The organism is Gordonia sp. CPCC 205515, from assembly GCF_048537925.1.
In the GTDB taxonomy this organism is placed as follows: Bacteria; Actinomycetota; Actinomycetes; order Mycobacteriales; family Mycobacteriaceae; genus Gordonia.
This window is the reverse complement of sequence record NZ_JBCLVJ010000004.1, coordinates 202,539-220,380: the sequence shown is the minus strand read 5'-3', so window position 1 is coordinate 220,380 and position 17,842 is coordinate 202,539. Positions and strand designations below refer to the sequence as shown.

At 66.5% G+C, this 17,842-nt stretch carries 17 protein-coding genes; 13 read left to right on the top strand and 4 right to left on the bottom strand.

Annotated features, from left to right (window positions below):
• Positions 1–122: 122 nt before the first annotated feature.
• The 8 genes from AAFP30_RS06235 (at position 123) to AAFP30_RS06200 (ending at position 9,228) form a co-directional block, all read left to right on the top strand.
• A complete protein-coding gene (locus AAFP30_RS06235; protein WP_419229003.1) occupies positions 123–641 on the top strand; it encodes a flavin reductase family protein in 519 nt (172 codons plus the stop codon).
• Between the two features lie 109 nt (positions 642–750).
• Positions 751–1,953, top strand: a complete 1,203-nt coding sequence (locus tag AAFP30_RS06230) for an acyl-CoA dehydrogenase family protein (protein WP_419229002.1) — start codon at positions 751–753, stop codon at positions 1,951–1,953.
• A 93-nt stretch (positions 1,954–2,046) separates the two neighbouring features.
• On the top strand, positions 2,047–2,916 hold the full coding sequence (locus AAFP30_RS06225) for a fumarylacetoacetate hydrolase family protein (protein ID WP_419229001.1): 870 nt from the start codon (positions 2,047–2,049) through the stop codon (positions 2,914–2,916).
• Positions 2,917–2,925: 9 nt separating this feature from the next.
• Positions 2,926–3,849: a VOC family protein gene (locus AAFP30_RS06220; protein ID WP_419229000.1), complete on the top strand. Its 924-nt coding sequence runs from the start codon at positions 2,926–2,928 to the stop codon at positions 3,847–3,849.
• A 74-nt stretch (positions 3,850–3,923) separates the two neighbouring features.
• Positions 3,924–5,921 carry an acetoacetate--CoA ligase gene (locus tag AAFP30_RS06215; protein WP_419228999.1) on the top strand — a complete coding sequence of 666 codons (1,998 nt, stop codon included), beginning with the start codon at positions 3,924–3,926 and terminating at the stop codon, positions 5,919–5,921.
• Positions 5,908–6,861 (top strand): amidohydrolase family protein, encoded by a 954-nt coding sequence (locus AAFP30_RS06210; RefSeq protein WP_419228998.1) that lies wholly within the window; start codon positions 5,908–5,910, stop codon positions 6,859–6,861. Before AAFP30_RS06215 ends, AAFP30_RS06210 begins: the two co-directional genes overlap by 14 nt.
• A 67-nt stretch (positions 6,862–6,928) precedes the next feature.
• Complete coding sequence (locus tag AAFP30_RS06205) at positions 6,929–8,368, top strand: amidohydrolase family protein (RefSeq protein WP_419228997.1); 1,440 nt, start codon at positions 6,929–6,931, stop codon at positions 8,366–8,368.
• 38 nt (positions 8,369–8,406) lie between these two features.
• Positions 8,407–9,228 (top strand): class I SAM-dependent methyltransferase, encoded by an 822-nt coding sequence (locus AAFP30_RS06200; RefSeq protein ID WP_419228996.1) that lies wholly within the window; start codon positions 8,407–8,409, stop codon positions 9,226–9,228.
• Positions 9,229–9,328: 100 nt separating this feature from the next.
• Here the strand turns inward: AAFP30_RS06200 and AAFP30_RS06195 are convergent, their stop codons facing one another.
• Positions 9,329–9,613: an FmdB family zinc ribbon protein gene (locus AAFP30_RS06195; RefSeq protein WP_419228995.1), complete on the bottom strand. Its 285-nt coding sequence runs from the start codon at positions 9,611–9,613 to the stop codon at positions 9,329–9,331.
• A gap of 85 nt (positions 9,614–9,698) precedes the next feature.
• Here AAFP30_RS06195 and fmdA point away from each other — a divergent pair, with 85 nt between their 5' ends.
• Both fmdA and AAFP30_RS06185 read left to right on the top strand, forming a co-directional pair.
• Positions 9,699–10,952, top strand: coding sequence for a formamidase (gene fmdA, locus AAFP30_RS06190; protein WP_419228994.1), 1,254 nt, complete (start codon positions 9,699–9,701; stop codon positions 10,950–10,952).
• A gap of 65 nt (positions 10,953–11,017) precedes the next feature.
• Positions 11,018–11,902: a phosphatase PAP2 family protein gene (locus AAFP30_RS06185; RefSeq protein ID WP_419228993.1), complete on the top strand. Its 885-nt coding sequence runs from the start codon at positions 11,018–11,020 to the stop codon at positions 11,900–11,902.
• Here AAFP30_RS06185 and AAFP30_RS06180 read toward each other — a convergent pair.
• Positions 11,893–12,381, bottom strand: a complete 489-nt coding sequence (locus AAFP30_RS06180) for a nuclear transport factor 2 family protein (protein ID WP_419228992.1) — start codon at positions 12,379–12,381, stop codon at positions 11,893–11,895. The genes AAFP30_RS06185 and AAFP30_RS06180 overlap by 10 nt on opposite strands.
• Positions 12,382–12,471: 90 nt before the next feature.
• Between AAFP30_RS06180 and AAFP30_RS06175 the strand changes: the two genes are divergently transcribed.
• Positions 12,472–13,887: a serine hydrolase domain-containing protein gene (locus AAFP30_RS06175; protein WP_419228991.1), complete on the top strand. Its 1,416-nt coding sequence runs from the start codon at positions 12,472–12,474 to the stop codon at positions 13,885–13,887.
• A 14-nt stretch (positions 13,888–13,901) separates the two neighbouring features.
• Here AAFP30_RS06175 and AAFP30_RS06170 read toward each other — a convergent pair whose 3' ends face one another.
• Positions 13,902–14,375, bottom strand: a complete 474-nt coding sequence (locus AAFP30_RS06170) for a hypothetical protein (protein ID WP_419228990.1) — start codon at positions 14,373–14,375, stop codon at positions 13,902–13,904.
• Between the two features lie 107 nt (positions 14,376–14,482).
• Between AAFP30_RS06170 and AAFP30_RS06165 the strand changes: the two genes are divergently transcribed.
• Together AAFP30_RS06165 and AAFP30_RS06160 are read left to right on the top strand one after the other, a co-directional pair.
• Positions 14,483–16,048, top strand: a complete 1,566-nt coding sequence (locus AAFP30_RS06165) for a DUF222 domain-containing protein (protein ID WP_419228989.1) — start codon at positions 14,483–14,485, stop codon at positions 16,046–16,048.
• 87 nt (positions 16,049–16,135) lie between these two features.
• Complete coding sequence (locus tag AAFP30_RS06160) at positions 16,136–17,296, top strand: epoxide hydrolase family protein (RefSeq protein ID WP_419228988.1); 1,161 nt, start codon at positions 16,136–16,138, stop codon at positions 17,294–17,296.
• Between the two features lie 7 nt (positions 17,297–17,303).
• On the opposite strand, the gene AAFP30_RS06155 is transcribed toward AAFP30_RS06160, so the two are convergent.
• Positions 17,304–17,837: a TetR/AcrR family transcriptional regulator gene (locus tag AAFP30_RS06155; RefSeq protein WP_419228987.1), complete on the bottom strand. Its 534-nt coding sequence runs from the start codon at positions 17,835–17,837 to the stop codon at positions 17,304–17,306.
• Between the last annotated feature and the right edge of the window lie 5 nt (positions 17,838–17,842).

Below are 17,842 nucleotides of genomic sequence, written 5' to 3'. Positions count from 1 at the left end.
GCCATTCGCGCGCTTCGCTCGAAAAAATCATGATTAATTCTGGCCAAACCCTTGACAGGTGACCCACATCACCGGCACAGTGTGAGCCACGCAATTAATCATGATTATTTAGGAGGTGTCCGATGCTGGACCAACATTTCCGCGATCTGATGGCCGGCGTGTGCGCACCCGTCACGGTGATCACCACCGCCGACGGCGACGGACCGCACGGAGCGACGGTCAGTTCACTGGCGTCACTGTCGCTGCGGCCGGCGTTGCTGTCGATCGCCCTCGACCGGCAGTCGACGCTGCTGACCCACATCCTGCAGTCCGGGCGCTTCGGCGTGAACGTCCTGCGTTCCGGTCAAGACGATGTCGCGGTCTCCTTCGCCACCCGCGGCGCCGACCGCTTCGGCGACAACCCGTGGTCGATGAGCGACAACCTGCCCCGCCTCGACGAGACCGCCGGCTGGGCCGCCTGCGACCTGTGGCGCACCGTCGAAGCCGGCGATCACCTGCTGTTGATCGGCGCCGTCCGTCATGCCGCCTCCACCCACCGCCCGCCACTTGTCTACGGCCACCGCACCTTCGGCACCCACTCCGGTTTCGCCGCCCGCACCCGCCCCGCCATCATCGACCAGATCACCGCCTGCGCAAGCTGATTCACGCTCTCCGCTGGTCGAGTAAGCCCGGCGACGAAGGAGCCGAGCGCATCGAGACCCACCCCGTTCCACAACCACCCAAACCCCAAACCCCAACCAGGAGAACACCATGACCACCACCACCGCCCCCACTACCGAGATCCCCACCGCCGCCGAGCTCGTCGCCCGCGCCCGCGAACTCAAGCCCCTCCTCGCCGCCAATGCGGCGCAGGGCGAGAAGGACCGTCGCGTCGTCGAGGAGAGCATCCAGGCGATGACCGATGCCGGCCTGTTCAAGATCAGCGTGCCCAAGCGCTACGGCGGCTACGAAACCTCCATGCGCACAATGCTCGACGTCTCATCGGCGGTCGCCGAGGCCGACGGCGGAACGTCGTGGGTCGTCACCCTCACCAACGTGTGCAACTGGCTGGTCGGCCTGATGCCCGAACAGGCGCAGGACGAGGTCTTCGGCGCCGATCCCGATGCCAAGGTGTCCGGCGTGCTCGCCCCGACCGCCGAGACCCGCAAGGTCGAGGGCGGCTACCGCGTCAGCGGTAAGTGGTACTACAACTCCGGCTCCTACCACTGCACCTGGGCCGTCATGGGTATCCCGATCACCGACGAAGACGGCAACGTCGTCGACCAGGGATGCGCGCTGATCCCGCGCTCGGACATGGGATTCGAGGACACCTGGTTCGTCGCCGGCATGCGCTCTTCGGGCAGTAACTGCCTGATCGCCGACGACATCTTCGTCCCCGACCACCGGGTGCTCAGCGTTCCGCCGGCAATCGGCGGCCACTACCAGACCCCGCACACCGACGAGGTACTCTACCGTTCCGCCCTGATCCCGGTACTCGCCCTGGTGCTCGTCGGACCGCAGCTCGGCATGGGTCGTGCCGCACTGGATTTCGTCATCGACAAGGCGCCCAAGAAGCCGATCTCCTACACCTTCTTCACCTCGCAGAAGGAGTCGACGGCCTTCCAGCTGCAGATCGCCGAGGCCGCCCGCCTCATCGACACCGCCCACCTGCACGCCTACCGCGCCGCCGCGGACATCGACGAGGCCGCCGCCCGTGGCGATTACCCCGACTACCTGACCCGCTCCCGCGTCCGCTCGGACACCGGGTACGTCGCGGACTGCATCACCCGCGCCATCGACATCCTGCTTTCCGCCCACGGTGCCGGATCGTTCGCCGAAGTCAGCCCGCTGCAGCGGATCTGGCGTGACTCGGCGGTCGCCGCCCGCCACGCCATCGTGTCCCCCGCCGTCAGCTACGAGGTCTACGGCAAGGCGCTGCTCGGCGTCGAACAGCCGATCACCCCGATGGTTTGATCCCACCCACTACCCCTCTCCGATCCCTGAGGAGCCCGCGAGGCGCCAGCCGAGCGAGCGTCTCGAAGGGCCCCCAACAGAAAGCCTCACAACATGCGTATCGCCAACTACGACGGCCGCGCCACCCTGGTGACCGGTGAGCCCGGCGCCGAGCAGGGCGTCGACATCGCCACCGCCACCGACGGCCGCTTCCGCCCCGAACCGACCGACACCTACCAGAACTGGACCGAAATCGTCTCGTGGGCAGCATCTTTTGATGTCTCCGCGGCAACGACGTTCGCCATCGACCGCAGCAAGCTCGGTGCACCCTCGCCGGCACCGCGGCAGGTGTTCGCGATCGGCCTGAACTACGACGAGCATGCCGCCGAGTCCGGCTTCGACTCACCGGAGAATCTGCCGCCGGTGTTCACCAAGTACGTGTCGAGCTTCTCCGGCCCCGACACCACCGTCGTCATCCCTGATGGCGGAGCGGTGGACTGGGAGGTCGAACTCGTCGCCGTCATCGGTCGTGAGGCCACCGACGTCAGCGAGGATCAGGCGTGGGACCACGTCGCCGGACTCACCGTCGGACAGGACATCTCCGAGCGCATCACCCAGACCCGCGGTCCGGCACCGCAGTTCGGGCTCGGCAAGTCGTTCCCCGGTTTCTCGCCGCAGGGTCCGTGGCTGGTGACCACCGACGAGGTCGCCGACCGTGACGACCTGGAACTCGGCTGCAGCATCGACGGCGAGGAGATGCAGAAGGGTCGCACGCGCGACCTGATCTTCCCCATCGCCGCACTCGTCGCCGAACTCTCGCGCAACGTCACGCTGTACCCGGGTGACGTCATCTTCACCGGCACGCCCGCCGGGATCGGCGCGGGCCGCGAACCGAAGCGATTCCTCCAGGCCGGGGAACACCTCGACAGCTGGATCACCGGCATCGGTGAACTCCACCAAACCTTCGTCGCCGCAACCAAGTAAGGACCCACCATGCCTCTCCATCGCCTGGCCTCGATCACCATGGGTGTACCCAACGTGGCCGAGACCTCCGCTTACTACACCGATTTCGGGTTGACACCGGAGACCGACGGCTGGTTCTCCACCGCCGACGGCGGCCGGCAACTCCGCATCATCGACTCCCCCACCCGCCGGCTCGTCGCCCTCACGGTCGGCGCCGACGACCCCGACGACATCGACCGCATCGCCCACAATCTGGCAGAGCTGGGGATTCCGTTTCAGCGCAACGGTGGTTCGCTGTCGGCCATCGAGGAGGCGACCGGCCTGCACGCGACGGTGGAGGTGCAGCCCCGGATCACCCAGCCGCGGGTCGAGCCCACTCTCTACAACGGCCCCGGCCGCATCGACCGCGGTACCGGCCGAGCCCCCGGCGTCGTCCGTCGCAACCCGGTCAAGCCCCGCAAGCTCGGGCACGCCGTGATCGGCAGCACCGATCATGCTGTCACCCAACGGTTCTTCACCCACGGACTCGGCTTCAAGATCAGCGACGAAGTGCCCGGTCTCGCCGCATTCCTGCGTTGCTCCACCGATCACCACAACGTGCTGGTGCAGCAGGCGCCGGTGAGCTTCCTGCACCACACGTCGTGGCAGGTCGAGGATGTCGACGAGGTGGGCCGCGGTGCCATGCGGATGCTCGAGGACGACCCGGAACGGCACGTGTGGGGCCTCGGCCGCCACTACGCCGGCTCGAACTTCTTCTGGTACCTCAAGGATCCGGCCGGCAACTTCAGCGAGTACTACTCCGACATGGACTCCATCGTCGACGACCAGCTCTGGACCCCCGAGGTCGTCGAAGGCGCCAAGGGACTGTTCAGCTGGGGTCCGCCCCCGCCGCCGTCGTTCCTCATGCCCGAGGATCTCGCCGGGCTGATGACCGGCGCCCACTCCGCCGGCTGACGCCCGAGACCACGCCGCTTGCCGAAACCTACACTCGACGGAGAGCCGCAACCAGCGCCGTCACCAGGAGCACCATGACCGTCGAAACGACCTCAACCGATTCCACCCCGATCTGGATGCCCGACCCCGACGCCGTGGCCGGCACCCAGCTCGCGGAGTTCACCGAACGCGTGTCCCGGCAGACCGGGGACAGCTACCCGACCTATCGGGATCTGTGGACCTACTCGGTGACACACCTGGCCGATTTCTGGTCGACGGTCGCCGCCCATTTCGACGTGCTGATGGACAACGCCCCCGACGACGTCCTCCCGGACCGGTCGATGCCCGGCGCCCGGTGGTTCCCGGGAGCGCAGATCAACTACGCCGAGCACGCGCTGCGTCGCACCGGTGCCGGCACGGCGATCGTGGCCATCGACGAGGCCGGACACACATCCGAAGTGTCGTGGGATACGTTGCGCGGCATGGTCGGGGCGGTGCAACGCTGGCTGAAAGAACAGGGCGTGCACCGCGGCGACCGGGTCGTCGGCTACCTGCCCAATTCGCTGCATACGGTCGTCGGGATGCTGGCCACCACGGGGTTGGGTGCGGTGTGGTCGGCATGCGGGCAGGACTACGGTGCTGCCGGTGCGCAGGCGCGGCTCGGCCAGTTGGAGCCGACCGTGCTGCTCGCCGCCGACGGCTACACCTGGGCCGGCAAAGCGCACGACCGCCGCGACGAGGTGGCCGAACTCCTCACCCACCTGCCGACCGTCCGTGCCCTGCTGCGGGTTCCCATCCTGGAGTCGTGGGAATCCTCGGACAGCGCAGTAGGCCAAGCTGATTGGGACAATGTCGTCGCACAGCCGGCGGAACCGGAGTTCGTGCGGGTCGAGTTCAGCGACCCGCTGTGGGTGCTGTTCTCGTCGGGCACCACCGGCGTACCGAAGGGCATCGTGCACGGTCACGGCGGCGTGGTCATCGATCATCTGCGCCTGCTGGGCCTCCACAACAATCTCGGCCCTGCCGACCGCTTCTTCTGGTACACCACCACCAACTGGATGATGTGGAACATGGTGGCGTCGGGTCTTCTCGTCGGCGCCACCATCGTCCTTTACGACGGCAACCCCATATATCCAGGGCCGCAACGGTTGTGGGAGATCACCGCCGACCACCACGTATCCGTCCTCGGCCTGTCACCCGGCTATCTCATCGGTAGCGCCAAAGCCGGTCTGCATCCCGGCACCGACTACGACCTCTCACGCCTGCGCGTCATCGGTTGCACCGGCGCACCGCTTCCCGCGCAGAGCTACCACTGGGTGCACGACGAGGTCGGCGCCGACATCCAGGTCGCGTCAACCAGCGGCGGCACGGACGTGGTCAGCGGATTCGCCGGCGCCGCACCGGCAACCCCGATCTACCCCGGCGAGATCGCGACCCCACTGCTCGGCGTCGACTTGCAGTCCTGGAACGAGAACGGCGAACCAACCGTCGGCGAGGTCGGCGAGTTGGTCATCGCCTCACCGATGCCGTCGATGCCGATCTACTTCTGGCACGACCCCGACGGGACCCGTTATCACGACGCCTATTTCGACACGTTCCCCGGCGTGTGGCGGCACGGCGACTGGGTGACTGTCACCGAGCGCGGCGGCATCATCATCTCCGGCCGGTCCGATGCCACCCTCAATCGGCAGGGGGTGCGGCTCGGCAGCGCCGACATCTACGACATCGTCGACGAAATGCCTGAGATCACCGAATCACTGGTCATCGGAGCAGAACTCGAGGACGGCACCTACTGGCTGCCGCTGTTCGTCGTGCTCGCCGACGGGCAGGATCTCGACGAGGACCTGCGCGTGCGTATCACCGACGCCATCCGCACCCAGGCGTCGCCGCGGCACGTGCCCGACGACATCATTGCCGTCCCCGCGGTGCCGCATACCCGCACCGGCAAGAAACTCGAGGTGCCGGTCAAGCGCCTCATCCAGGGTCGTCCACTCGGCCAGGTGATCGGCGTCGACACTGTCGACAGTCCCGAAGCACTGCAGTACTTCGCCCGATTCGCGAACCGCACAGGAGATTCCGATGCCGACCAGTGACCTCGTCGACGTCCATGCGCACGTCCTGCCCGACTGGTATGTCGACGCGGCCAAGGCAGCCGGTCACACCGTGCCCGACGCGATGCCCGGCTGGCCGGACTGGTCGGTCGACGCCCATCTGGCGATGATGGATCAGGTCGGCATCACGCAGTCCATCGTGTCGATCTCCTCGCCAGGCGTGCATTTCGGCGACGACGACGCCGGGACGGCGCTCGCAGTCGAGGTGAACGACTTCATGGCCGGGCTCCACACCGCCCACACCGACCGCTTCGGATTCTTTGCCGCCCTGCCCCTTCCGGATGTGGACGGTGCGATCGCCGAGGCACGACGCACCGCCGGAGTTCCCGGCCGGGCCGGAGTCGGTATCGAATCCAACGGGCATGGAACCTATCTGGGTGATCCGAGTCTCGAGCCGCTGTGGCAGGAGCTCTCCGCTCAGCGGGCCGTGGTGTTCATCCACCCCACCGCACCTCCCGCGTTCGATCCGGCCCTCGTCGGCTTTCCCGCGCCGCTGCTGGAGTACCTGTTCGACACCACTCGCACCATCGTGCATCTCGCCACCGCCGGCGTGCTTGTGCGTCATCCGGACATCCGGTTCGTGGTGCCGCACTGCGGTGCCGTGCTGCCGTCGATGATCAGTCGCGTCGAGCTCTTCCGCGCCGCGGGCATGATCAGCGGCGAGGGCGATCTCGGTTGGGAGCGTTTGTGGTTCGATCTCGCCGGTGCTCCGCTGCCGGATCAGCTCGGCGCGTTCACCCGCCGCTTCGGCGCCGATCACCTGCTCTACGGCAGCGACTTCTGCTTCACCCCTGCCGGCGCCGTCGACATGCTCGCCGCCATGCTGGACCAAGGCTGGCCGGAGGAACACGGGGAGTGGCGCAAGGTTGTCGGCGCGAACGCCACAAACTTGTTCAAGGACGCTCTCCACCCCGCTCGTTGAGCAGCGACGAGCGAAGCGAGCCCGACGCGTGTCGAAACGTGCAGCCACGACAACAAAGAGGACCACAGTGCCACCCGCCTACGTCCACCCACCCACCACCAGCGGCATTTTCACCATCCGCGACACCACCGTCGTCGACGTCCGCACCGAGACCCTGCATCCCCACCAAGACATCCACATCGCCGACGGCAAGATCGCGGCCATCACGCACACCGGCGCCACCACCGACGAGCAGACCATCGACGGCCACGGGACGTACGTCGTCCCCGGCTTCATCGACGCCCACACTCACGCACTGAACTGGCCGAAAGAGGTTGCGGGAGCGTATGCGTTGATGCTCGCCAACGGCGTCGTCGGATTCCGACAGATGTCGGGCAGCCCCGAGCTCCTCACCGATCGCGCCGCGGGTCGACTGCCCGCGCCCACCGGCGCACCCGAACTCCTCGCAACCTGCGGCACACTGCTCACCCCCATGAACACGTCGACCGCCGAGGACGCAGCGAAAGAGGTACGGACGCAACACAAACTGGGTGCGGACTTCATCAAGGCCGGCATGACCCAGCACGACGGCTTTTTCGCCGCGCTGACCGAGGCACAACGGCTCGAGCTCCCGCTCGACGGCCATCTACCCGGCGATGTGGACCCCCGCGAGGCGGCACAACACGGTATGCGCTGCATCGAGCATCTCGGACCCGGCGCCACCGTCTACACCGCCGCCTCCACCGAGGAGAAAACGCTTCGGGCACAACCGCAGAAGTCGATCAAGCTGCCGAAAGTGAAGCTCCCTGGCATGGAACGGGTACTCAATGCCCTGATCGCTCGCCTGGTCATCAACCCCGCAGCGCTGACGTCGACAGATGCCGCGCACGAACTGCACGTCGCCGACACCACGTACGACGAGGCGAAAGCCGCCGAGCTCGCCGACCTGTTCATCGAGCACGACACCTGGCAATGCCCGACGCTGATCCGACTGCACACCCAACAGTTCCCGGATACTCCTGCGCATCAGGACGATCCACGACAGCGATACATTGCACCGGCAGAACTCAAGCGGTGGCGCAAGGCCACCAAACGATTCGCCAAGCTTCCCGACAAGACACGAAAGGCGCTGCGGGAACATTGGGATGCCCAGCTGCGGATGACGAAGCTGTTCGCCGACAAGGGTGTTCCGATGATCGCCGGTACCGACGCCAACGGCGCAGGCTGGGTGATCCCCGGTTTCGCCCTGCACGACGAGTTCGATCTGCTGGCCGACGCCGGACTGTCCCCGGTGACGATCCTGCAGATGGCCACCTCCAACGCGGCACGTTTCTTCGGCAGGGCAGACACCCACGGCCAGGTTGCCCAGGGCTTTCACGCCGACCTCGTGCTGCTGCAACGCAATCCGCTGTCCGATCACACAGCACTGCATGAGATCTCGGGCGTCGTGCGCGACGGTGGCTGGTGGTCTCGGGCCGACCTCGATGCGATCTTGGATCGACTGGCGGCCGATCCAAGCGCTCGATGACCTAGCGAATTAGGTGACCCTAAGTTAGGCTCACGGGTATGGGTGAACAGATCACACTCGGCGAAGTGCAGGAGACGCTCCTGATCCCGCTCTACGGCCGGGCGCAGGATGCGCAGTCACGCAGCAGCATGCTCGGTGACCGCAAAGCCGTCGAACTCGTTGACGCGATCGACTACGACTTCACCAAGTTCCGCGGACCGTCACTCGTCGGCGCCGTGCTCCGCGCGTCGATCTTCGACCAGTACGTCCGCGAGTTCCTCGACGCACACCCCGACGGCACCGTCGTCGACCTCGGTTGCGGCTTGTCCACCCGGTTCGACCGCCTCGACAACGGCCGGGTGCGCTGGTTCGATCTCGACGTCGACGACACAATGGCATTGCGCCGCAAGTTCTTCACCGACTCCGAGCGGTACACGATGATCGCCGGCTCACTGTTCGACGACGACTGGCACGATCAGGTCCGTGAGCGCGGCGGTCCGGTCTTCCTGCTCACTGAAGCCGTGCTGCTCTACTTTCCGGAAGACCAAGTCCACGAAACACTTCGACGATGGTCGACCGTCTTTCCGGACACCCTGATCGCCTTCGACACCGGTGGTCACCTGATGATGAACAGCCAGGACCGCAACCCCGTGTTCAAGGCTGTACCGGCGCGGATGGAGTGGATCTGCGACGACCCGACGACGCTGCAGGACTTCGGACTCCAACTGATCGAGTCCCGAACCTTCGCCCAGCCACAACCGTCGGTGGCACAGCGATGGTCGGCGAAGTACCGCTACGGGATGCGGCTTTTCGGGTGGGCTCCGCCGGTGACGACCTACAAGCTCAACCTGTTCCGCACCAAGCCCGTGGTGAGTGCATAGCACAGATCGGGCACAGCAGTACCGTCGCCGACAGGCATGTGGATAGCCAGAATTTGTTATCCACAGATTCCGCTCGCCAAGGCTGAGTCCTGTAGGCGGATCACGGCCGCGGCAGCTTGCGATGCAACGGATTCGACGTGACCGGAGTGGCCCGACCACCCCGAGGTGGGCTCGACACGACCTGCGGTGTGTCCGCGGTGGCCCGAGTCGCATCCTGCAGCCGCATCCCCACCGACCTCCCCACCCCGAGCGACGGCGCCCCGATGATCCGTCGGGCCGCGGCGTCGCACTCGGGGCAGTGCACCGAATCGGGCACAGCCGCCATCGAATACTGCTCGGTGACATCGGCGCACTCACCCGGACACCGAAAGACGTAGGTCGGCATGCCGTCACCATAGTCGGCAATTCACCCTGCCGACGGCGTAAGCAACTCCTATGGTGAGGAGACAACCGACCACAGGGAGTGCGTGATGCCAGAACTGTTGTTTCCGTTGGATTCGTCGAAGAGCTTCACCGATCAGCAGATCGTGGGTCACAACCGTTGGCACCCCGACATTCCCGCCGCCGTCACCGTCAAACCCGGTGACACCTTCCGCGCCCACTGCCGCGAATGGTTCGACGGCGCTATCCACAACGACGACTCCGCCGAGGACATCCTCAACGCTCCCCTGAACAACGTGCACACCCTGTCGGGTCCGTTCGCGATCGAGGGCGCCGAACCCGGCGACCTCCTCATCGTCGACATCCTCGACGTCGGGCCGATCCCACAAGAGGATTCGGGTCCGCTGGCCGGGCAGGGCTGGGGTTACACCGGGATCTTCGCCACCCGCAACGGCGGTGGGTTCCTCACCGAACAGTTTCCCGACGCCTACAAGGCCATCTGGGACTTCGCCGGCCAGAGCGCCACGTCCCGGCATGTGCCGCACGTGAAGTACACCGGCATCGTGCACCCCGGGTTGATGGGCACCGCGCCGTCGCCTGATCTGCTCGGTAAGTGGAATGCTCGTGAAGCCGCCCTCATCGCGACCGACCCCGACCGGGTGCCACCGCTCGCGCTGCCGCCCGAACCCGACGGCGCGATCCTCGGGTCGCTGTCGGGGGCCGAGTTCGACCGGGTCGCGGGCGAGGCCGCCCGCACCGCACCGCCGCGGGAGAACGGCGGCAACCAGGACATCAAGAACCTCACCAAGGGCACCCGCATCTTCTATCCGGTCTTCGTGCCGGGCGCGAAGCTGTCGTTCGGCGATCTGCACTTCTCGCAAGGCGACGGCGAGATCACGTTCTGCGGGGCGATCGAGATGGGCGGATTCCTGGATCTGCACGTCGACCTCATCAAGGGCGGCATGGAGACCTACGGCGTCACGGAGAACGCCATCTTCCTGCCCGGCAACACCGACCCGCAGTATTCGCAGTGGATCGCGTTCTCCGGCACCTCGGTCACTCTCGACGGCGAACAGAGGTATCTGGACTCCGACCTGTCGTACCAACGCGCCTGCCTGCACGCCATCGACTACCTCACCAAGTTCGGGTACAGCCCCGAACAGGCGTACCTGCTGCTGGGGTCGGCCCCGATCGAGGGCCGACTGTCCGGGGTGGTCGACATCCCGAACTCGTGCGCCACCGTCTACATCCCGACCGCGATCTTCGACTTCCCCGTCGCTCCGTCGAAGGACGGGCCGGTCACGATCGACCCAGGTCAGGGCGCGCCACACGCCAGTTTCTGAGTCGAACGTAGGACACGCGACCCGCACCCAGTAATTTCCCAGATTCACCGCCTACCATCGGGCGCGTGACCCAGCTCCTGACCCCCTCGCGCAGGGTCGTCGCCGTACGCGCTACGGCGATCGCCGCCGTGTCGATCGCGCTCGCCGCGCTCGTCTACTACGTGGCGGTACAGACGTCGTTCGGTCAGCTGGTGGATCAGAAGCTCTTCGACCTGAGTCGCCGCGCCCCGGTCATCGACGTGATGCCCGCGGCGCTGAACGTCGAGATGGTGTCGAACCCGGCGTTGTGGATTCTCGGTGGGCTCGTGGTGATCGTCGCGGCGCAGATCCGGGTGGGGTCGGCATCCCGCTCGTCTGCCGGGCGGATCGTGCCCACGCTCGCGTTGCTCGCGTTCCCACCGGTGGTGATCCTGATCGCGCAGTTCCTTCGTGATCATGTGCTGCTCCGCCCGTCGTTCCACGACTGGATCGCCGAGACGGTGAACTCAGCGCCCAGCGGTCATGCCGCCGCGGTGACCGCGTTCGCCGTCGTCCTGGTGCGAGCGGTGCCACCGCAGGTCCGTCCGCTCGTCATCGCCGCCACCGGCGCGTGGGCGGCCGTCATCGAGTTCGGGGTACTCGCGGTCGGGTGGCACCGACTCAGCGACGTCGTCATCTCGACGCTCCTCGTCGGCGGTCTCGGTGCCCTGCTGCCCGATCCGCATCGTGGTTCCGGACGTGCCCTGCCGATCCTGACAGCACTCGGATTCCTGGGCGTCGTCGTCGGCGCGCCCCTCGCCGTCGCCATGTACTACCCAGCGCCGGAGCCGGTCGCGGTGGCCGCGGTCATCGCGTTCGTGGTGGCGACGATGCTCGTCGTCGGTGCGCCACGCACGCAGCGCGTCATGACCGCGCCTGCCGTCAACGACTACTACGACGTACCGACGAATCCGGTTCCCAGCTACCGCTGACTCTCAGTCGGCGCGAACGTCCCCGGAATCACCTCCGCGCCCTCGGCGAGCCGTTGCCGCAGCGCCCACCGCTCGGTGAACACACACCGCGACATCCGCCATTCGCCATCTTCGACGACGTACTCGTCGTCGTACTCCCCGGACATCAGCGTCTCGGTGCGGTCGAGCAGATTGACCTGCCGGAAGCTGAGCGTCCACCGGCCGGTGGCGGTGGTGTCCGAGGTCGGCGTGATGTCCGGATGCGCGCCGTGGTGCATGTCGAAGATGACGTACTGGCCGTCGACCTGATGTCGTGCCACCTGCTCGAAAATCCGCGCCATCGGTTCGACGTCGTCGAAGGCTCCTAGCCGGCCGTAGTCGATGTGTGCGCCCGACCGGATGAAGCACTCCCGAAACGTCTTCGGGTCCTTGGCATCGCACGCCCGCCAATAGCGGTACTTCAGTCGGCAGATCGCGTCGATCGCATCGGTGGCGGACATGGTGGTGACTCTAGACATTCCGGCCATACAGTCAACACGCCTCTGTACACCCGGCGGTCTGCGTGCCAAGATGACCGCGGGGAGGACAGTATGAACGCTCAGGGTCTATGGTCGCGCGGGTTGTTTGCCGCGCTGGTCGCGTTGTTGATTGCGGGCATGGCCACGGTGCTGGCACCTGCCGCGCAGGCTGCGCCCGCCACGCAGGCGCAGTGCTCACTACCGGCCGGTGCCGCCGATCCGACGACGATGAGTCCGGCTCGGGTCGGCATGGACAAGGCCCGCCTCGACGACGCGATCGCCTTCGCCGCGTCGCGACTGCGCACGCACATCCAGGTATTCCGCAACAACTGCCTGGTCGGCACCGGGCCGTTGAACAGTGTGACCGGGAACCACCCGTGGAATCTGTTCAGCTCCACCAAGAGTGTGGTCTCGATGCTTGCCGGCATCGCGTACACCCAGGGCAAGCTGGATCTGAACGCCTCCATCGCGCGGTATCTGCCGGCCGGGGAGGTCGACAAGGCGCACGCCGCGATCACCGTGCGCGACTTGCTGACCCAGTCGTCGGGGCTGCGGCAGTCCATCATCAGCGAAGCGATTCCCGCCGGCCTCGACGTCGAACCGAACATCGTCAAGCAGGCGCTGAGTCTTCCGGTGCAGCACAAGCCGGGCACATACTTCGAGTACACCCAGCACGGCCCGGATGTGCTCGCGTTCGTGGTGCAGCGGGCGGTCGGTCAGGATCTGCAGCGGTTCGCCCAGCAGGAGTTGTTCGGGCCGTTGGGAATTGCACAGCACGACTACTTCTGGTCCCGCGATCGCAGCGGCCACACCTACGGCTACGCGTTCCTGTTCATGCCGCCCGCCGACTACTCCAGGCTCGGCCTGCTGATGCTCAATGACGGTGCGTGGCAGGGACGACGGATCATCGCGTCGGACTACATCCGACAGTTGCGCACTCCGTCCACGACGAACCGCTGCTACGGATATCTGTTCTGGGTCAACGCGCAACCGTGTATCGGACCGTCGTTCCCGTCGCGGCAGACGTCGTCGATCGCGCCGCTCGAAGGTCTGCCCGACGACGCCTACGCGATGGTCGGCTTCCTGCAGCAGAACAACTTCATCGTGCCCAGCCTCGGATTGTTGGTGAGCTGGAACGGTTTCCTCGGCGACGTCTCACCCGATCCCGGTACCGTCCTCAGCGCCAGCCTCAACAGTGAGCTCTACCACGACTTCTTCCGGAAGTTGGTGTCGGCGTTCACCGCTCCCAGGATGCGCGACATCGGGCCGTACCGTCCCACCATGAACCTGAACTTCGATCCGGCGCAGTTCGCCGATCCGAACATCGCCTTGGGTGCCTTGGGCTTCGGCCCGTACGCACCGAAGGATTGCACGGCTATCGCCTGCGGTCCGGGCCCATTGCGCGCTCCGCTGCAAGGCAATCCGGGGTGCTTCGCGGTCACCTGTGTGCCGTTGGGCCCGGGTTCACCTGGCCGTCGGGGCGGGTAAGTCCACCCCCGCGCTCAATTGATCTGTCGCTGAATGACGGTCGCCGAGCCATCCTTGAAAACAACAGTGCGGCAGGCAAATGTGTTGTTGGGCCCGTACGTCGCCCCACTACGTGCGAATCCGGGGATGACCAGGGCGCCGCTGATCCGCCACGCGCGATCGATCGAGTCCACACTGTTGCCCTGGTTCTGCACCATCTGCCGCTGTTCGTCGGTCAGCTCGGCGCTCTTGACCTTGACCTCGGTGAACTGGGCGGCTTCCGCCAACTTCTCGCTGTCGGCGACGCTGTTGCCACCCTTGGTCTCGAACGTGGTGCGCATGTCATCACGCAGAGCCGCGATGCAGCGCGCGGTCGCGGCCGCCTTGCCACGGTCCTGTTCGGCCACCGACTGATTTCCGCGCCAGATGACGAAGCCGACCAAGACGATGGCGACGACTGCGACGACCACAATGAGGGGCCTGAACGTCGGGCGCGTGCGGGTAGTCATCAGGCCACACTGTAGCCCACGCACCCACTCGTGATCCGGACGAATCTCCCGGTGAGAACCCTTGCGGCGCGTCCGTACGCCAGCTATAACACGTGTTCGATAACGAGATGCCGGGAGGTGCCACCCCAGACGCGGAGGTGACCGCCGCCTACGCCGCGTTGCACGCGGCGATCGACCGGATCGCCGCACTCGACACCACTCCCGCTTCGGATGCCGAAGTGGTCCGCGCCGCGGAGATGCATGAGCATGCCACCCGACGGTTGTATCCGATCGGGTTGCGCCGGGTCGGGGACGTCTCCGACCGTGACGCCCACCGCCGGTTGGGGCATCGGACACTGTCGAACTTCATGACCGCGCGCCTGCGGATCACCGACCCGAAACGCCGTCAGGACCATATGGCGGCGTTGCTGCAGTTTCATGCGCTCTCCGGTGACCTGCTTGACCCGAAGTGCCCGACCCTGGCCCAGGCCGCGGCGGAGGGTGCGGTCGGTCCCGACCACATCCACGCCGCGCTGGACACCCTCGACCGCATCCCGGCCAAAGTCTCGGCCGAAGAAAAGACCCGCGCGGAGGCGATGATGGCCGACTTCGCCCGCGACCACGGCCCGGCCGGCATCGAGAAACTCGGTGCCCGCATCCTGGCCCACCTCGACCCGGATGGCACCGTCACCGATGATGCCGACCGGGCCCGCCAACGAGGGTTGAACCTGCGGGGTCAGGATGCGCAGTTGATGAGCAAACTGTCGGCCACCCTGGACCCGCTGACGCGGGCGATGCTCGACGTGGTGATCGCCGCCTGGGCCGCCCCCGGGATGAACGACCCGGACCACCCGGACTCACCCCGCGGCAGTGCCGATGACGTCGACGACGAAGTGTTGCGGGAGGCCGCCCGCCGGGACCTGCGGTCACAATCGCAACGCAACCACGACGCACTCAAAGCCCTCCTGCAAGCAGTGCTCGACGGTGGTCTGCTCGGCACGTCGCACCGGGGACTCCCGCCGCATCTGATCATCAAGGTCACCGAGGAGGCCTTGCGGGAGCAGGCCGGGGTCGCTGAAACGACGACGGGCGCGGTGCTGCCGATCAGTGACGTGATCGAGTTGGCCGCGAAATGCCAGCAACATCTTGCGGTGTTCGAGGGTCACCGCACCGAGGTGCTGTATCTGGGGCGGGCCAACAGGTTTGCCAATCGGTCGCAGCGGTTCGCGCTGTTCGCCGCCGACGGCGGCTGCTCCGCACCGGACTGTGATCAACCCTTTGCGACCACCGAAGCCCACCACGCGCAGAAGGATTGGGCCCAGGGTGGGTGGACCGACATCATCGACCTCGCCCCGGCATGCCCGAAACACAATCGGATGGTCGGGCACAAACGCGGACAGTTCACCACCCACATGGTGTCCGACGGCCCCGATGCCGGACGTGCCGCCTGGACGTTGAACGGCGACGACACGCTGCCACCGAATCAGGCGCGCATCAACCGCAGCCACGACCTCGCCGAAGCCCTGGCCGCCTACCGACGCGGGGAACGCCTCACCCAAGCCCCACGCGGACCTACCCCCCGCGGCACCCACGACACCCGCCCGCCACCCGAACGCCGCCGCGTCCCGAAACTGATCGCGTGCCGCTGGTCGGTCACCCGCTACGACCCAGCCACGATGCGACCAGCCACCTGACAACCCCACGAACGACGACTACCCCGAGTCCCCACCAGGGACATCGGGGCAGTCGTCGTGCCCGGACAACCGGCGTACGCTCACCCCATGCCCGATGGCGATTCCCAGCCACAGCCGTTCGTCCCCCACACCGATCCCACAGTGATCGACGACCTCCGAGCCCGGCTGCGCGCCACTCGATGGCCCGACGAGAGCGACGGGTTCGGCTGGTCACTCGGCACCGATGTCGGCTACCTCCGCGAACTCGTCGACTACTGGGCCGACGAATTCGATTGGTCTGCTGCAGAGTCCGACATAGCGAAACTGCCACACTTCCTGGTTCCGCTGGGCGGCTTGAGTATTCACGCGATTCACGTGACCTCACGCAGCACCGAGCCGGCCGTGCCGCTCCTCCTCACGCATGGCTGGCCCGACTCCTTCTGGCGCTACCTCAAGGTGATTCCGCTACTGACCGATCCGGCCGCCCACGGCGCCGATCCCGCCGACGCATTCGACGTTGTCGTCCCCGACCTACCGGGATTCGGCTACTCCCAAATCCCCTCGGGCGCACCACTCGACACCCGCGCTGTCGCCGGTCGCTGGGCCGAACTGATGTCCGCGTTCGGCTACGACCGGTTCGTCGCCGCCGGCGGAGATATGGGCAGTCATGTCAGCCGATTCCTCGCGCTCGATCATCCAGACCGGGTCACCGCCGTCCACCGGATGGACGCCGGACTTCCCCGATTCGCCGGCGACCCAGCCGAACTCACCCCCGCCGAGCGCGCGTGGATGGCGGACGCGCAGAGGTGGGGCGCCGTCGAGGGCGCCTACGCGGCGATGCAGAGCACCAAACCGCAGACTGCGGCGGTCGGTCTGACCGATTCACCGGCCGGACTCGCAGCCTGGATCGTGGAGAAACTCCGGGCATGGAGCGACTGCGACGGCGACGTCGAACGCGCCTTCACCAAGGACGAAATCCTCACGCTCGTCACGCAATACTGGGTCACCGGCACGATCGGCTCGTCGATGCGGACCTATAGTGCCAATGCGGTTCTACCGGTGGAGCAGTACGCGCGACGAGTCGAGGTGCCGTCCGGATTCTCCATCTTCGGCGGCGACGTGGTCCGACCACCCCGCGAATGGCTCGACCGCGTCGCCAACACCGTCTACGTCGCCGAACCAGAGCGCGGCGGACATTTCGCTCCCTTCGAGCAACCCGAGCTCTACGCCGACGAACTGCGAAAGTTCTTCCGGCCGTTCCGCAGTTGACCACCTCTCAGCCGAGTGCCCCGATCAGCATCCGCACCTGCTGTTGCTCATCGTCGGCCGGCCACACCACCAATGCCACCACCGACCGCACGGCAAATGACACGGTGGCGTCGTCGTCGGAGTCCAGGCCCATCAGGTCCGACGCGGCACCGCGCACCACCGCAGATCCGGTGACCGCGCGCATCTCGTCGACCACGGTGGGAGATCGCAACAAGCGGCGGGTGATGGGGTCGCCGCGAATGGCCTCGAGGGCGGTGAGGATGGCGAGTTCCGTGCGCTTGCGGCCGGTGGCGCCGTCGATGGCACTTCGCACCGTTCCCACGATTTGTGCCGATGTCCGCGTCAGCACCGCCTCGACAATCTGCCGTTTACCGCCGGTGTGGCGGTAGATCGTCGCCCGCGAACAATGCGCGCGGCGGGCGAGTTCGTCGATGTCGAGTCCGTCGACGCCGTTTCGGGCGATCAGTTCGGTGGCGAGCGAGTACAAGCGCTCGCGCGCCCGATCCGAGCGGTCGTTCCCGATGAGCCAATCCGAGGTCATGTCTC

Excerpts from the sequence above, each read along its gene's own strand:
- AAFP30_RS06220 (WP_419229000.1), top strand. The coding sequence starts at position 2,926 with ATGCCTCTCCATCGCCTGGCCTCGATCACCATGGGTGTACCCAACGTG.
- AAFP30_RS06195 (WP_419228995.1), bottom strand. The coding sequence starts at position 9,613 with ATGCCGACCTACGTCTTTCGGTGTCCGGGTGAGTGCGCCGATGTCACC.
- AAFP30_RS06165 (WP_419228989.1), top strand. The coding sequence starts at position 14,483 with ATGCCGGGAGGTGCCACCCCAGACGCGGAGGTGACCGCCGCCTACGCC.
- AAFP30_RS06225 (WP_419229001.1), top strand. The coding sequence starts at position 2,047 with ATGCGTATCGCCAACTACGACGGCCGCGCCACCCTGGTGACCGGTGAG.
- AAFP30_RS06180 (WP_419228992.1), bottom strand. The coding sequence starts at position 12,381 with ATGTCCGCCACCGATGCGATCGACGCGATCTGCCGACTGAAGTACCGC.
- AAFP30_RS06210 (WP_419228998.1), top strand. The coding sequence starts at position 5,908 with ATGCCGACCAGTGACCTCGTCGACGTCCATGCGCACGTCCTGCCCGAC.
- AAFP30_RS06175 (WP_419228991.1), top strand. The coding sequence starts at position 12,472 with ATGAACGCTCAGGGTCTATGGTCGCGCGGGTTGTTTGCCGCGCTGGTC.
- AAFP30_RS06200 (WP_419228996.1), top strand. The coding sequence starts at position 8,407 with ATGGGTGAACAGATCACACTCGGCGAAGTGCAGGAGACGCTCCTGATC.
- fmdA (WP_419228994.1), top strand. The coding sequence starts at position 9,699 with ATGCCAGAACTGTTGTTTCCGTTGGATTCGTCGAAGAGCTTCACCGAT.
- AAFP30_RS06235 (WP_419229003.1), top strand. The coding sequence starts at position 123 with ATGCTGGACCAACATTTCCGCGATCTGATGGCCGGCGTGTGCGCACCC.
- AAFP30_RS06230 (WP_419229002.1), top strand. The coding sequence starts at position 751 with ATGACCACCACCACCGCCCCCACTACCGAGATCCCCACCGCCGCCGAG.
- AAFP30_RS06160 (WP_419228988.1), top strand. The coding sequence starts at position 16,136 with ATGCCCGATGGCGATTCCCAGCCACAGCCGTTCGTCCCCCACACCGAT.
- AAFP30_RS06215 (WP_419228999.1), top strand. The coding sequence starts at position 3,924 with ATGACCGTCGAAACGACCTCAACCGATTCCACCCCGATCTGGATGCCC.
- AAFP30_RS06155 (WP_419228987.1), bottom strand. The coding sequence starts at position 17,837 with ATGACCTCGGATTGGCTCATCGGGAACGACCGCTCGGATCGGGCGCGC.
- AAFP30_RS06170 (WP_419228990.1), bottom strand. The coding sequence starts at position 14,375 with ATGACTACCCGCACGCGCCCGACGTTCAGGCCCCTCATTGTGGTCGTC.